At 60.5% G+C, this 14723-nt stretch carries 10 protein-coding genes and 8 pseudogenes; 6 read left to right on the forward strand and 12 right to left on the reverse strand.

The window, feature by feature from the left end; all coding sequences use genetic code 11:
- Positions 1-27 precede the first annotated feature (27 nt).
- From IVA96_RS00175 to IVA96_RS00190, 4 genes and pseudogenes are all read right to left on the reverse strand, one after another.
- The gene (locus tag IVA96_RS00175) at positions 28-219 is read right to left on the reverse strand and encodes a hypothetical protein (RefSeq protein ID WP_247414849.1); all 192 of its coding nucleotides are present in this window, start codon (positions 217-219) and stop codon (positions 28-30) included.
- A gap of 515 nt (positions 220-734) precedes the next feature.
- Complete coding sequence (locus tag IVA96_RS00180; protein WP_247414851.1) at positions 735-1229, reverse strand: DNA ligase; 495 nt, start codon at positions 1227-1229, stop codon at positions 735-737.
- Positions 1230-2340: 1111 nt separating this feature from the next.
- Positions 2341-2698, reverse strand: a pseudogene (locus IVA96_RS00185) (hypothetical protein).
- A 252-nt stretch (positions 2699-2950) separates the two neighbouring features.
- Positions 2951-3372 (reverse strand): annotated as a pseudogene (locus IVA96_RS00190) (hypothetical protein); the annotation flags it as partial.
- A gap of 796 nt (positions 3373-4168) precedes the next feature.
- Here IVA96_RS00190 and IVA96_RS00195 point away from each other — a divergent pair.
- Both IVA96_RS00195 and IVA96_RS00200 read left to right on the forward strand, forming a co-directional pair.
- Positions 4169-4600 carry a hypothetical protein gene (locus tag IVA96_RS00195; protein WP_247276769.1) on the forward strand — a complete coding sequence of 144 codons (432 nt, stop codon included), beginning with the start codon at positions 4169-4171 and terminating at the stop codon, positions 4598-4600.
- Between the two features lie 142 nt (positions 4601-4742).
- Positions 4743-4868: pseudogene (locus IVA96_RS00200) on the forward strand (cold-shock protein); the annotation flags it as partial.
- 107 nt (positions 4869-4975) lie between these two features.
- On the opposite strand, the pseudogene IVA96_RS35720 reads toward IVA96_RS00200, so the two are convergent.
- Positions 4976-5161: pseudogene (locus IVA96_RS35720) on the reverse strand (ATP-dependent DNA ligase); the annotation flags it as partial.
- Positions 5162-5447: 286 nt separating this feature from the next.
- A complete protein-coding gene (locus IVA96_RS00210; RefSeq protein ID WP_247276765.1) occupies positions 5448-5618 on the reverse strand; it encodes a hypothetical protein in 171 nt (56 codons plus the stop codon).
- Positions 5619-5705: 87 nt separating this feature from the next.
- Here IVA96_RS00210 and IVA96_RS00215 point away from each other — a divergent pair, with 87 nt between their 5' ends.
- From IVA96_RS00215 to IVA96_RS00225, 3 genes and pseudogenes are all read left to right on the forward strand, one after another.
- Positions 5706-5882 (forward strand): hypothetical protein, encoded by a 177-nt coding sequence (locus tag IVA96_RS00215; protein ID WP_247276764.1) that lies wholly within the window; start codon positions 5706-5708, stop codon positions 5880-5882.
- A 902-nt stretch (positions 5883-6784) separates the two neighbouring features.
- Positions 6785-7132: pseudogene (locus tag IVA96_RS00220) on the forward strand (DNA polymerase/3'-5' exonuclease PolX); the annotation flags it as partial.
- A gap of 3 nt (positions 7133-7135) precedes the next feature.
- Positions 7136-7327 (forward strand): annotated as a pseudogene (locus IVA96_RS00225) (ribonuclease HII); the annotation flags it as partial.
- Positions 7328-7348: 21 nt separating this feature from the next.
- Here IVA96_RS00225 and ligD read toward each other — a convergent pair.
- The 6 genes and pseudogenes from ligD to IVA96_RS00255 all read right to left on the reverse strand — a co-directional run bounded on the left by ligD (position 7349) and on the right by IVA96_RS00255 (position 10664).
- Positions 7349-8297: pseudogene (gene ligD / locus IVA96_RS00230) on the reverse strand (non-homologous end-joining DNA ligase).
- 12 nt (positions 8298-8309) lie between these two features.
- Positions 8310-8873, reverse strand: coding sequence for an MOSC domain-containing protein (locus tag IVA96_RS00235; protein ID WP_247414853.1), 564 nt, complete (start codon positions 8871-8873; stop codon positions 8310-8312).
- The gene (locus IVA96_RS00240; protein ID WP_346015504.1) at positions 8873-9478 is read right to left on the reverse strand and encodes a hypothetical protein; all 606 of its coding nucleotides are present in this window, start codon (positions 9476-9478) and stop codon (positions 8873-8875) included. Before IVA96_RS00240 ends, IVA96_RS00235 begins: the two co-directional genes overlap by 1 nt.
- Before the next feature lie 45 nt (positions 9479-9523).
- A pseudogene (locus tag IVA96_RS00245) lies at positions 9524-9928 on the reverse strand (hypothetical protein); the annotation flags it as partial.
- Positions 9929-9943: 15 nt separating this feature from the next.
- Positions 9944-10144, reverse strand: a complete 201-nt coding sequence (locus tag IVA96_RS00250) for a hypothetical protein (protein WP_247414855.1) — start codon at positions 10142-10144, stop codon at positions 9944-9946.
- Positions 10145-10409: 265 nt separating this feature from the next.
- Positions 10410-10664 carry an alpha/beta hydrolase gene (locus IVA96_RS00255; RefSeq protein ID WP_247276758.1) on the reverse strand — a complete coding sequence of 85 codons (255 nt, stop codon included), beginning with the start codon at positions 10662-10664 and terminating at the stop codon, positions 10410-10412.
- Between the two features lie 469 nt (positions 10665-11133).
- Between IVA96_RS00255 and IVA96_RS00260 the strand changes: the two genes are divergently transcribed.
- Complete coding sequence (locus IVA96_RS00260; protein ID WP_247414858.1) at positions 11134-14469, forward strand: adenylate/guanylate cyclase domain-containing protein; 3336 nt, start codon at positions 11134-11136, stop codon at positions 14467-14469.
- The last annotated feature ends 254 nt before the right edge of the window (positions 14470-14723 follow it).

The following is a 14723-nucleotide window of genomic DNA, read 5'->3' on the forward strand; positions in this document are numbered from 1 at the left end:
CCCCTCTCGTCGAGCAAGCCGGGAAAGCTACATGGCGCGGCCGACCAGTCGACTTCGCATCCGTGCCATCAGGGTAACATTTGCTGATGCGGCAATACGCGGGGTCAAACAGTGCGCCGAATGACAGTCAATGGTGGACTTCAGCAGTTCGACTTCCGCCCTAGTCTTGAGAATGGCGGCCTTCACATCTTGCCGGGGCTGTCGTTTGGAATCGTCCATGGGAGTTCTCTGAACGCTCACAACGTCGACCAGTTTCTAAGTGCGCACCATAACACACGATAAAGGCCGCCTCTGCGTGGGCACGCCCCCGCGTTGAGCGTCGCGGAATCGCGGCCTAAGCCGTTGAGCTAACTCTGCTTTGGTCCAAAATATCGCAAAATGAATCGCGACGTGCCGGTTCGCGCTGGCGGGCTTTCATTTGAGCGAAAAGTCGCCCGCGGCAACCGATAGAAGCATCTTGACGCCATAAAATGCAAACGCTGTACTGGTCACATTCTACCGTGTTAGCGGCCTTGTTTTTATGTGTGATTATTTCAGGGGCGTTCCATGCGTAACTATGCTCGCGCCGATGTCCTGCGCCAGTATCTCGACGCACTCATTTGTGAACTTTCCGAACTCGAAGTCCTTCGCAACCGCGTGCTCGAAGCTGAGCAACGAAGGATTGCCACGGCGCACCGACGGCGGAGAGGATCAGTCAGAAGAACAGCGAAAGTTCGCGGACGGCTCTAGGCGGCTCATAGCTCCCGGTCGATAGCTGGATGCTGCTTGTTCTTCACCTTGATCCAGTGCTTCTGCCGACCGCCACGGTAGGGCCGATCGCGGTGCTTGGAGACTAGCCCCTCAAGGCCCATACGGCACGCGGCGCGGTACAAGTCAGGTCCGATCTCGCCACGCTCGAAAGGCGCCCCGGTGATGCCGTCCGGTCGTCGCGCCAGTAGCCGCTCCAGTTTTGTCTTCCGCAAATGCAGCGGCAAATCGCGTAGGTCGTCGCCACCTACAGCCAGCACATCGAAAGCGTAGAGCTGGACTTCATGGTTGTGCTTGCGCGAGTGCAGGGCATTGAAATCAGAGATGCCGTCGATGCCGAGGATCATGGCTTCACCATCGACGACGAAGTGCTTCTCTCGGTTCTTCAGCGCCGCCTCGGCAATCCAAGGATAGCGCTTGGTCCAGTCGGTCCCGTTGCGGGAGAGTAGACGAACGCGCTTGTCCTCCCGAATGACCAGCATTCGGTAGCCATCGTGCTTTACTTCGTGGAACCAGTCCGGCCCTGAGGGGGACCTGCTTGCCAGCGGTCGCCAGGCAGAGCTCGTAAGTCATCCGCATGGGCGAAAGATAAGGAATTTCGGAGCTTTTTACGAGTCGGGAACAAGTGGCAATTTCGCAAATTGGGGTCTCTGCTCCGGTGCCCCCAAGAGCTCCGGAGCAGACCCTAGCGGCCTCAGCTACGCCCAGCGCTGAGGCCGCCCTTTTGTGGGCTACTGTCCAACAATCCATCATGGCGCAGGCTCACGCAGCGGGGCGGGGAATGCCTCAATTCTGAATCGCAAATTGGGGTGGTCTGCCACTTGAGAAATCTGGAACTCGACCGGGCGGTTCGCTCGAATCCGCGTTGAAAGCGGCAAGGTCCGCATTATAAGCGATATCAGTTTGGGGGTGCGGTCGCAGGACACCTGCTCCTCTAAATTAAGACGCGTTGTCTTGCGACGCTGAGATGACAATGAGGCGCCGTGCTGAGTGCGCTCCTCGCAAGGCCTCAGCCGGTCCAGCCCCGGGCTGGGGTCTTTTGCTTTCATAGCTCGCGTTCCATCGCGGGGTGGCTCGGGTTCTTCACCTTCGCCCAATGTTTCTGACGCCCGCCGCGAGCGGCCGATCGCGATGTTTGGAGATCATGCCTTCAAGCCCATGCGGCAAGCGCTCTGTGAAGTCGTCTAGAAAAGACGAAGGCCGCAGCGATGTTCTCGCTGCGGCCAGCGCATGGTCAAAATAAACCGGGTAAAAACGATTTAAGTGAAATATCCTGCCAGCCCCGGTGGAAACACATTTAATTTAAATTGACGGGCGGCGCGAATCATTTCGCGCAATGGAACCGCAAAAGCCTAAGGTTCCTTATTCATGTTGGGCTGGCCGTTTATGCGCGGCGCTTGGTATCAACGATGTATCCATCCGGCATGTCGGGCACGTCATCCGGATTGCCCCGCTCCGTCCTGTTGCAGACCGGACAGGGCTCCCCAGGAGCACCACAGGGGCAGGCGCGGTCACCCATCGTATATTGTCGCAACGCGCGCAGAACCTCATGACGAAGGTACCTAGGCTAGGGCACTTGAGCTACGCGCGCAGTTAAGCAACGCCGCGCAGCGGCAATGCGAGTTGCATGCCAAAAGGACGCGAGGAGTTCGATTGGACGAAAGCCTCCAGTGCGGGTGAGAGGTCCAGCCGTTCGCGGGCGGCTCGGTCGGCGAGCGCATTCGCAATGTCCTCTGTCGCGTCCCTGGACCAGCCCTCAATGGCATTGAAGAGCACAATCTTGAGGGGATAGGCGTATTGGCCTGAGAGCAGGTCCCGCAGGACCGTTTCTCGTCCGTGTCCTGCTCGTCCGTCTCCCGCCAAGCGCACCCCGCCCGCGCGCCGAAGTGCTCCAAGACGAGATCTCGCGGTCGAGACGATCGAGCGGCACGATCGAAGGCGACAGACGCATACGCGTACTCCGATACTTCAGTCCGGAGAGGCGGCCCCGGCTCAGGGGGAGCTTTTGGGGGTAGGCCGGGGCCACTCCGCCAGCTCCGCGGCGAGCAGGCGAGACTCACAAGCTCATACGGCGGGCTTTGTTCCTCGTTCCTGCGTGCGGCGCCCCATGATCCGTCCGAATCAGGCCGGACTTCGGCCCGCGAGCCAGCCGCGCTTGAGCGCGAACTTGATGCGCGGTCGCAAATCTCGTCATGCTGCTATATCGCTCTTCGGTCGGATGAACCCACTTATAGGGCGTGACCTGCCTTGTCTCGGTAAGTTTGATCATGCGGGCAGGTGGCGCGTACCGAGGCGTGCGGCACGACCGGCACTTGAGTGACGCTTCGAGTTTCCAGAGCGGCGTATCTCGAGGTCGGCGGATGGCGTCAAGCGGCAGGCTGGCGCGCATCTTACAGCGGGCGCACTCGACCTCCAGCCAGCCGAGTCCGCCGTGGGGCATTGGCCGATCGCCGGAGATGGTTGGGCAGGACCGCCGTAGCCCTCCATGCGCACGGACCACGCCTCAGCTTCCGCCCGGTCAGCCTCGCGAACGGCCTCCTGGGCGCGCTCTCGGGCTCCCTGGGCACGGATACTCGCGCCCATGATCCGGCCGCCCCAAATGACCTCTCGCGACTTGGTGCCCATGGTGGATTGATTCCGCGCGGATGCAAGAGGCGCAAGCCGCTACAGCTTGCCGGCCTTGAGAGGGAAGGCGCCACACCTTGGTCAATGCCGCGGGGGTGAGGCCTTCACCAGGAGCTTTCCTCCATTTTGTGCCAGATGAAGAGGGCGCAGCGGGCCTTCATGGGAGTGGCGCCGTTTTGGTCCAAACAATCTCGCCGGCTGCTGAAGAGGGCGCCTCCCAAAGGAGCAACCTTGCGCACCCCTTCTCTGCGGCTGAACCACCTTTGCTGCCGTGAGATCCGGGCAGCCTGTTTCAGGGGCGCTTCAGATGGCGCCAATCCTCACGCAGATTGCATGGGCGACAATGAACATGCTGAGGGCAATAAGAAACCATACGATACCGTCAGAGCCGTGATCTGGTGCAAACTCGCGATTTGCGTCTGTCTCCCGCCCATGAAGCACTACTGAGGTCGATTGGCTCAGACGGCTACGTTTGGCTGCGCGCCGCAGCTGTTTGACTGCGACTCCTTGCTCAAGCGGGACTTCGTGTTTCATGATTTCCGACGGGCTATGAGGAGACCGAGCGCGCTCGTGATAATCAAGATGCTTCCCGCGACGATCAGCCAGTGTGGCAGCTGCAGTCTAGAAAGCAGCTCGAATACGGCACTCATTGTTTTTGCCTTGAGTCGGGTCTCAAGCGATGAGCGGATGGGCGGGTTAATTGACGAGATGTGGGCCAGTGCGTCTGCGGTAGCATTCTAATCGGCGCAACCGGGATGAGGAGAAGGATTGGCGCCAAGCCTTTGGCTCGCCGGTGTTGGTCGATCTCGTGGCGGAGACGAGGCGGAATCGTTCCGCAGATCGTTCGCTTAGCACGCGTTGGCGGCGGGAAGCCGTTGGCATCGGCTGGCGGGTTTTCCTCATTCCGCAGCCAGAGAACGACGGGCGACTCACCGCGGGGTGGCCTTCTGAAGGAGCTTTGTCTGCCGTTCCATTTGCAAGGCGAGCTGCTTGCGTCGAACTTCACCGCAGCTTGCTGCTCAACGGTGTTATGACCGTCACGGTCCAGAATGCTGATCAGAAACATTTGGTCTTCAATGTGCCGCTGGCGTTTTTGAATGTCGCCCATCAGGTCTTCGAGCTCGTGTCGGAGGTCCAAATCCACAACAATACTCCCGATGTAAATATTGCTTATGGCCGCCACTATGAACGACATCGGCTTAACCAAAGGCTTTCCTTCAAGCGGTAGCGCCGACCTGGAAAACCGCCGCCGATGGCGCCGATCGTACACGAAGCGCAACCGCAACCAAGCACCAGAGCCGCTCGCTGGCGGGGCTTTTTTTTCAGCAATTTCTGGCAAATTGCACCCGTTCATTTGTGGAGACACGAGCGTGGCAATCGGTACCGTGAAGTGGTTTAACCCGACCAAGGGCTATGGATTCATCGCGCCGGAGGACGGCGGTAAGGACGTATTCGTGCACATCTCTGCCGTCGAGAAGGCTGGCTTCACTAGCTTGCCCGTCCCCTTCGTGGTGCTCGCTAAAAAAATGGGATCCTCGAGCCTGTGGTTCTCGATCAGATCTTTGAGAAGCTTCTTCCGTTCGATCTGCGGCTCCTTGCGCAAATTCTTGCCGTCGAGCCACAGCAGATCGAACGCGAAGTAGATCAGGCGGTCCTGATCGCCTCTGCCGAGGTCTGCCTGCAGTTCGGAAAAATTGGTGCGGCCTTCGTGGATGACGACGAGTTCGCCGTCGACGATGGCCTGACCGTCGATTTCGAAGGCGGCGGCAATCCTCGAAAACTTGCTGATCCAATGTAGCCGTTGCGGGTGTAAGCCTGGCGATCGTCACCGTCGATCCGGAGCTGGATGCGGTAGCCGTCGTATTTGACTTCGTTAATCCATCGAGATCCCGAAGGCGCCTTCATCTTCAGGGTCGCCAACTGGGGTCCGATGAACCCCGGCATGGTAGGGGCCTCTGGCTCTTTAGACCGAGGCGCCTTGGTACGCTTCGCCACTCTACGCAACTCACAAAAAGCCCACCGCCGGGTTGGCCCAACGGCGCGAGGTCGACCTTCAATCGCATTCGAGCCCGGCGTCAGTCCGGGGTCGCCTCGGATGCCTGAGTGCTGCTGACGGGGTCAGACGCCGGGAAACTGTCCTTCAACCCCTTCTGCAACTCGTCATCCTTCGCCTTGTCACGGCGGATGTTCCGCTTGGGATCTTGCGCGTGTTTGTCCGGCGGGGCGGGATCAAATTTCTCGGTCATTCTATTCTTATCCTATTCTGGCGGGAGATTGGGAAAGCTCCTCTGCTGCACTCTGTTCCTCCGATCGGCGCGCCCGATCTCAAGGTTGTGTCCATCACCTTTGTCGTCGTTGGTTCAGCAGTTTTTGCATATCTTTTTGACGGTCTGGTCGGCTTTGCTGTTCTCCTGATCGATCTTGGCGTCACTATCGTGTTGATCGGTGGTCGTCGGCCGACCGATGCCGCCCGCGGCGGCTCCCTGTGTATTGGTCGCAGGCGTTCCTGATGAAGTTGCGGTTCCGGCAGCATTGGTGCCAGGGCTTGCTGCGTTGGTGCTGTTTCCGTTGACCGCCCCCTGATCGCCCCCGGATTGAGCGCCGGCCGGACCGTTGGAGATCCCGGTTATCGCATTGGTGGTGCCGGTGGTTGGATTTGTATTTGCATTTGGAGCAGTAGCCGATGGGCTTACGGTCCCGCCTGAGTTCGCAGCGCCCGCTGCTCCTGTAGCGGACGGAGATGCCGCAGTCGAACCACCTGCACCTGCAGAGGACGACGCACCGCCAGCGCCTCCACCGGCAGACGCGCCGCCACCGCCACCACCGCTGCCACCTCCACCGCCCCCACCTTGAGCGAACGCTGCGCAGGGGATGACGAGAGCTAAGACAACTGCAATGCCGGAGTGTTTCATGGCGCGGCTCCTTTCGCGACCAAGCCACACATCTGCGTTTCGTTCCTAGGCGTTTGTGGAGCCGTTTCCGTCGGCCGACGTCGAGTAAGGGCCAAGTCGGTCGTGCAAAGGTGCAGCATCAGTTCTGGAGGGATACGCCCTACACTTTTGGGGGGCGGGCTCCCCAGCAGGGGGTGATGGCCGGCAACCGAACTATAGGCGAGACCAGACGTTATCGACAAATGTCAGACGCTTTCGATTACTTTCGGGCTTACGCTGTCCGAGCTCTTTGCAAGGCGAGATCAATGCCGAGGCGGAGGACGAAGCATCTGCAGCTGGTGGTCGGCCGGATCTACAACCTCCTCAAGAAGGAAGCGGCCTACGGTCCAAATATCCAGCACCTTGAGGACTTCCGCACAGCTCAGAAGCTCGAGAGCTCTCTCGATGGGCGGCCAAGTGACAGGCCAAGCGGTCGCCTTGCTCCCGCGACGCCGCAAGGCATGGAGCGGGAGGCTCGTTGAATGCCTTCGCTCGACGCTCGCGGTGTGGCAGGTCTCCTGCGAGAGTACGCGCAGCGCACCGCACTGCGAGGCGGCAACCCCTATCCGTCGAAGGCCTATTCGAGAGCCGCCGACAGCCTGGCGGCTCTTGCCGTCCCTCTCGACGTGCTCGTCGCCGAAGACCGATTGACGGAGATCCCCGGGGTCGGTGATGCGATCGCCGACATCGTCACCAAGCTCCACAAGACGGGCAGCCATCCGAGCCTCGAAAAGCTGCGGAAGGAGATACCCGCTGGTGTGCTCGAGATGCTCGCTGTGCCCGGCCTTCGTCCGGAGAAGGTGCTGCGGCTCTACCAAGGTCTTGGCATCGCGTCCCTCGACGTGCGTCACCCCGGCTACGGATTCGCGGATCACAAGGGTTACCCGGTGCCGGCGCATTATGAGGCGCTCGCCAGGCTTGGCGCATGCGCAGCTCACCGGAGATCGTTCGGACCTGTACGCAAGGCTCTCGGGTTGCCGCCGCTGCCGCCGTGGCCTTCGGCATCCGAGCGCGACGCCGGCTGATCAGGGCGTACCCTCGCGGCGTCATGTTCGCGACCACTTCTTTTCGCGAACGACGTCCTTGGCGTTCTTGTCGGACCGCAGGCCGAGATAGACCGGCTGGCGCAGCTCGCCTTTGCTGGTCCACTCCGCAAACTTCACTTCCGCAACCAGCGAAGGGCGCACCCAGGTCGTGACTTGCTCATCCTTCACCTTGGCAAGAAAGGGCGACTTGGCTGTTTTGAGCCTCATGAGTTTGCCGTGAAGCTCTTCAAGAACCTGGTGGCTGAAGCCGGTGCCGACGTGGCCGATGTACCGCCATGCCTCATCTTCGCGTACCGCCAGCACGAGGGCGCCGAAGAAGGGCCGGGTTCGCCTCGGCGCCGTGAAGCCGGCGATCACGACCTCCTGCCGCTGCGCGGTCTTCACCTTCAGCCAATCGGCGGTCCGGCGTCCGGACGCGTATGGGCTGTCGGCGCGCTTGGCCATGATGCCTTCGAGATGTCTCCGCTCGGCTTCTGCGAAGAACTTCGTTCCCTTGCCTTTGCGGTGGTTGCTGAACGCGATCAGCTTGTGGCGGGGCAGGACGGCCTTAAGCCGCTGCTTGCGCTCGAGGAGCGGCAGCGCGCGCAGGTCCTCGCCGTCTGCGAACATAAGGTCGAACGCGCAGTACAAAAGCTTGGCCTTGTGGCGAAGGGCGTTTTGAAGCAACTGGAAATGGGATGCACCGTCCCTTCCCGATCGCGACGAGCTCGCCATCGATCACGGCGTCCGCCTTCACGTCCTCAAGTGCTTTCGCGACCTCGACGTAGGAGCGGCTGATGATCTTCCCGTTGCGGCTGTAGAGCGCGACCCGACCACGCCGGATTTCCGCGACCATGCGGAAACCATCGAATTTGTCCTCGAAGACCCAATTGGGATCGTCGAACGGTGAATCGGTCAGCGTGGCCAGCATGGGCTGCAGGCGATAAGGCAGGGTCGATTTTCGGGCCATGGCCGGGTCCTTCTACATAGCGGGCAAGGCCCGAAGCGAGCAGGACGGAAGCCGAACCTGCGCGGCATCGCCCGCCGCGACCAGTCCGCCGGCTCGAACCACGCCCAGCACCCCGGATTTGAATGGAGGGCCCGTTTCCGCCGACGAGAGCACGTGCCGTTTAAGGCCCGCTTGGAAGCGGTCGATGAGGACACAGGGCGTCCGGAGACCGGTCAACTCGACGATGGCCGTGGGCCCCAGTTCGATGAAAGTGCCGAGCGGCATTCGCTCCAGATCCAGGCCGGCAGTGGTGACGTTCTCGCCGAGGTCTCCCGCTGCGATTGAGAAGCCAGCTTTGCCGAGGTACGCGAACAGCTCGGAGGGGATCAGGTGGACCTGCCTGAGATTGGGCAGGCGGGGTCGTCGGCGGGCGAGAAAGCGGTGCCGGACGAACGCCCCGGCGTGGGCGTCTCCTTCCACGCCATGGCCTTCCACCAACGCAATGCAGTCCCGGGTCGGTTTGCTGAAGTGGTGCCCGCGGTGGGCGGCGACAGCCACTACCCTTCCCTCGAGCGAGAGATCGTGTCCCTGCGGCATCAGGCGGCCCGGGCGAGCGAGCGCCGCCTCTGGCGGAGGTAGCGCGTGATCTCCGGAAGCGTCATCGCGTTCAGGACCCGTTCGGGAGGGACACCGCCCTTGCGGGCCATCAGCACGCCCCAGTGCATGTGGTCGAGCTCGGGGATGGAATGGATACCCGCCCAATAGATATTGATCGCGTCGATCTCCTCGACCTCGACGAACGCCACACACCAACACTCTGCCTTTTCCTTGATCTCTTTCGCGAGTTCTTCGCGTGCCGCGGCGTCGAGTTTTTTCGAGTCGTCGATTCCGACGATCCGCGTGCCGGGCTTCAGGATCACGGCGCCAGCGGAGACGGGCCCGGCGAGAGGGCTCATTCCGGCCTCGTCCACGCCTGCCACGGCAGGTTGGCCACTTTCCCAAAGAGAGGTCTCGAAGCGGAGCATCTTGCGGAGCCGCTGCCCTTCGGACCTGTTTTCGAAGCGCCGTTTATCGATTGCAGCCAGGATGGCGCGAGCTCCCGCGCGGGTGTCGGCCCGCAAGATCTGCTCGACGCTGGCCTCGAGCGGTCTTTTCTCGACGACATAGCGCTGACGCAACAGATCGAGTGAATACTGGAACATCGCGGCCTTCGAAGACTGACTGTAGAGTAGCGTGTCGATGAACTTTGTGGCGATTGCCCTCGCCCTTTCGCGCGCCACGCGACGACGTTCACGTCGTTCGCGGCGCCGCTTGGCCCGATCGGCGGGCTGTCGCAGCGGAGGAACGGGCGTCGGCGAAGACACGATCGTCTGCTCAACTGAAAGCGCGTGGAAGTTCGCAGCGGAGCGGGCTTCCATGAATTCGAGCACTGTCCGTCCCTTGGACGTGATCTAGCAGCCGCCGCTGATGCGTTCGACCAACGCTTGTGACCAGATGTCGAGATCCGGGACCGTGCCGCGAGCCGCCTGGTCCGGTCCGCCCAGTCGCGTCCGCTGGTCGCCAAAATGGCCATGTCGCACTGAGGTCCTCCATCACGGCGAAGCCTCCGGATAGCTCACCAGGATCTTGAGGACGGTCACCTGGACATTCACGCCCGCCTCGACCGCTCAGCGCCACATCGTGGGCGCGCGGGAGAGGACGTCGCGGCCAACTTGCCTGAGCTCCTCCGGAGAGACTTCTCCCTTGGTCGCGGCTTCCAGGATCTTCGAAGCCACGTGAGTCCGTGCTTCAATCTCGTAGTGCGAGACGCTTTCGCAGACTCCCTCGAGGACCGCGCGCAAAAGCGCGGTGGTTGCCGAGTCGAACATGAAATGCCCCTGAAGGGAAAATTCAATCTTAGCCGAATTGCCGACTTGGGATTCATGTATGTTAAGCGCTAGGAAATAGGGAAGCGGCGGCGAGCGTGTGAGATGGAGGATCGTCTCGCGGGCAACTCCAAGGATTGGGGGTTGGCGTGGCACGTCGGCTTCCACACTAGCTGCAGACTTCGCGCTTGTTGCAGTCGACGGGCGCTAGTGACCGTGAAGCTCGCCGACAACGCGTCGTGCGGCGCGTGATCCGCTCTCCGGGAAATCAGGTACCTGCAAACGGCGGCGAGTGCTTTGACGCGGTCGGGCCAAACGGCGCAACGATGTCGGCTGAACGCGCGCCCCAATCGAAGCCGGCGAGAATCGCTTTGTCGATCGTCAGCGCATCATGAAGGCGGTAAGGTCGATCGCAAGCGCCGATGGTTGGGCCGTTCCGGAAAGTCTCGTTGGAAAGAAAGCGCGTCGGGCCGTAACCACGCAAATAGGGCACCAGCACGCGATAGCCGGGCGCCGCCAGCATCGGTGGGCCATCGGTCGGACCGGCCTCTTCATAAGCGGCGTCCAGGATGCCTTCGTTGGTGTGCTTCAGAAGAGTCCGCCGGTTGGCACGAGAGGCGCTGCCGGTTGCCTTGCAATTACCGGTGTTACGGCGCCACCTTCGTGACCTTTTACGAGTGGTACCCTGAGACGGTGGTCGATGCCAGTTTGCGCACGTTCAGCTGTAAGGCGGGGCCACGGCCCCCAGCACTATGGCCGCGCATTCCTGATCAGATGACCGCCTCGACGTCCAATTGTCGGCCGTACTTCGGTGTGCAGTGCCCAGCTGCTGCTTGTGACACCGAATCCTGGCTAACCGAGCTCCAACAGCCTCAATGGACGGTCTCAGAGCTGGATGGATCTCTCCTGACCTATCGGGTCTGGGCCAAGCTATACTAGACAGGTGGTCTCCATTGAGAGATCATCCAGCTTGAGGCAGACCTGGGCGCATCATGGACGTCAAAGGTTGGTTGCGGAGACTCGGCCTCGAGCAATATGAGGCGACATTCCGCCAGAATGAGATCGACGACACGGTCCTGCCGAGTCTGACGGCCGAGGACTTGAAGGATCTCGGTGTCGGATCAGTAGGAAACCGCCGAAAGCTGCTCGACGCGATCGCGGCCTTGCGCGGTGAAGCGAGCATCCCAACGCCGCTATCTGGCGCTCCTCGGCTAGCCAAAGAAGCGGCCCAAGATACCGCCGAGCGCCGCCAGATCACTGTGATGTTCTCGGACCTCGTGGACTCGACGGCGCTCTCCGCCCGCATGGACCCTGAGGACCTTCGGGAGATAATTTCGGCTTATCAGCGCTGCGTCGCCGAGAACGTGCGCCGCTTTGGAGGGTTTGTCGCCAGATATCTGGGTGATGGCGCATTGATCTATTTCGGCTACCCGCAGGCTCATGAGGATGACGCTGAGCGTGCAGTGCGGGCCGCCCTCGCATTGATTGATGCACTTGCATTGCTACCAGCACCAGCGCGCTTGCTGGTGCGGATTGGCGCCGCCACTGGAACGGTAGTAGTCGGGGATATTGTCGGGTCAGGCCAAGAGCAGAGGCACGAGATTATCGGCGAGACGCCAAACCTAGCGGCACGCCTCCAAACACTCGCCGCGCCCAACACACTGGTCATCGCTGAAAGCACCCGTCGGCTTCTTGGTAATCTCTTTGAGCTGCAGGATCTTGGGTCACGAGAACTCAAGGGTATCCCGGGGACGGTACGGGCGTTCGCGGTCGTGTGTGCAAGTGCTGTCGAGAGCCGCTTCGAGGCGATGCATCCGGGCACCCTGAATTCCCTGGTTGGACGGCAGGAAGAGCTTCAACAGCTCCTGCAATCCTGGACACGGGCCAAGAGCGGCGAAGGACAGGTGGTGCTGCTTTCTGGTGAAGCCGGAATCGGCAAATCACGCCTCACCGCAGCGTTGCTGGAAGAGCTCGCAGGAGAGCCGCACACGTCCCTGCGCCATTTTTGCTCGCCTCAGCACACCGACAGCGCGCTTCGTCCCTTCATCGTTCAAATCGAGCGCGCCGCCGGGATCCAATCGCGCGATACCATCTCTGAACGACTGGACAAAATTGGCCAAGCCTTCGCGACCAGCGCGAAGGCGACAAGAGCAGTTCCACTAATCGCAGCGCTGCTTTCCATTCCCACCACCGGGCACTATCCGGCCTTCAAGTTGACACCAAAACAGCAGCGACGGCAGACCTTCGCAGCGCTTTTAGATCACCTGGAGTTTCTATCGGAAAAGACGCCTCTTCTTTGGATCTTTGAGGACGCTCAATGGGCCGATGCCAGCTCAATGGAGTTGATTGACCTAGCTGTAGATCGTCTACGTCATCTGCAGATTCTTGCCGTTCTCACGTCGAGGCCGGAATTTCATGCGCCGTGGGAAGGTCTATCGAACGTCACGGCCTTGACTCTCGCTCGTCTAGAGCGCTCCCACGTGGAAGAAATCATCTCACAGGTATCTGCCGGAGCTCTACTGGCGCCTGAGGTCGTTGATCAGATCGTCGCCAAGACTGACGGGAATCCGTTGTTTATCGAAGAATTAACTAAGGCAGTACTCGAGGGCGGTATGCCGGCCGAAAGTGGCAAGGGTATCGCCCCATTGGCCATACCAACAACTTTGCGCGACTCGCTCATGGCAAGGCTCGACCACCTTGCAGCTGTGAAGGAGATTGCCCAGCTGGGTGCTGCGATCGGACGCGAATTTTCTTACTCGTTACTGCGCGCTTTGACCAGGCACGATGATGCGACGTTGAGAAACGGTCTCTTCCAGCTAGAGCAAGCACAGCTTATCTTTCGCCGCGGCGAGATGCCGGACGCGATCTACATCTTCAAACACGCGCTCATCCAAGATGCTGCATATGAGAGCCTGCTCAAGGGGCGGCGGCAAACTATCCACCAGAACATTGCCGAAGCCTTGCGCGATCATTTCCCAACGGCCATCGACACCCAACCGGAGGTCATAGCCCACCATTTTTCAAACGCAGGGCTCAATGAAGTTGCCGCTGAATGGTGGGGAAAAGCGGGAGAATTCGCGACGCGCCGCTCAGCTTATAGCGAAGCAATCGATCACTACAGAAAATCATTGAAGTTGTACGCGGCGTTGCATGACAGCCCGGAGCTTCGATTGCGGCGACTGCGGGTCCATACCGCCTACGCTTACGCCCTGTTTCATGGTCGAGGGACCGGTCTAACCGAGACAGTCACGGTTTTTGCCGAAGCACGAGCACTAGCGGCTTCAGTCGAAGAAATTTCCGCAAGATTCCCCGCTTACTTTGGCATGTGGGCGGGAAGCTTTTCGCGCGCGGATCTTGCACCCATGGAGGAGGTTGCCGAGGCATTTTTATCCGACGTGCAAAGTGTTTCGACGCCTGGCGAAGTCGGCGTGGCGCACTGCGTGTTCGGAGTGACGCAATGGTTCCGGGGCGATTACCCCGCCGCACGCATGCATCTCGAGAGAGCCGTAGACGTGTACGATCGCAATAGAGACTCTGCTCTTGCCGAGGTGTTTGGTTACGATCCCGGCGTAATCGCCATGTCGCGCCTCGCCACGGTGCTTTGGCCGATGGGGGAGGTCCGTCAGGCTGAGCGCATCATGCAGCAGGCCCTTACCCTTTCTAAAGAGATTGGGCACGTTCCGAGCGTTATGGTGTCGCATCACGTTGCGTGCATCCTCGCGAGTATGCGGCGCAATGAGATCGACGTCAGGTCGCATGCCAAGACCATTCTGGACCTCGCCCGCGAACATAGTGTTCCCGTACGCATAGCAGACAGCACATTCTTCTTCGGCTGGTCCCGCTGGCACGGAGGTGATCCCGATGGTGAGGCCGGAGTCCGTGATGGCCTGTCGATGTTGAGGAGGTTGCAGTATCGTCTGCTCGAGCCATTGATTCAGACATTGCTCTCAGAGTTAGAGACGCAATCTGGTCGGACGGACATCGGGCTCAAGCTCCTCGACGAGCAACTCGCAGAGACTCACCGGAGCGGCGAGCGCTGGTTTGATTCAGAGATGCATCGAATCCGGGCCAAGTTTTTGTTACGTGGTGGAGGGTCCCACAATGCTGAGGCAGAAAGAGCTCTCATAAAAGCAATTGAAATTGCCCGGATTCAAAAAACAAGAACTTTTGAGCTTCTCGCCACGATCTCGCTGGCACGGCTCTATCGAGCAACAGACCGAGATCGCGCTGCGCGCGAGCTGCTTCTTGCACTGTCCAGCCAAAGAATCGGCCACGAAGTACCTGAATTTGAGCAGGTACAACGCATGCTGGACGTGCCGCCTGCGTGATCGAAAGCCGTCTTTGAGGTTGGATCGCACCATAGCTCACATGGTGCCATCTCCAGCCTATCAGGCCGCCGGGATCGCTGGCATCGCAGACGTTCTGCGCCGAAGGAATCCAGCCCGCGCTTTTGCTCTGCGGCGGGGTGCAGGTTGCGAGCTCGGTCGCCTGCGGGCTGGCGCCGACCGCGGGTGCGCTCGGCATCATGCCCGCGGCCATTGCGATCGTGTCATCACGGTTGGGGTGGGCGCGCTTCATGCCG

Origin of the sequence: Bradyrhizobium sp. 159 (genome assembly GCF_023073795.1) — a bacterium.
Classification (GTDB): domain Bacteria; phylum Pseudomonadota; class Alphaproteobacteria; order Rhizobiales; family Xanthobacteraceae; genus Bradyrhizobium.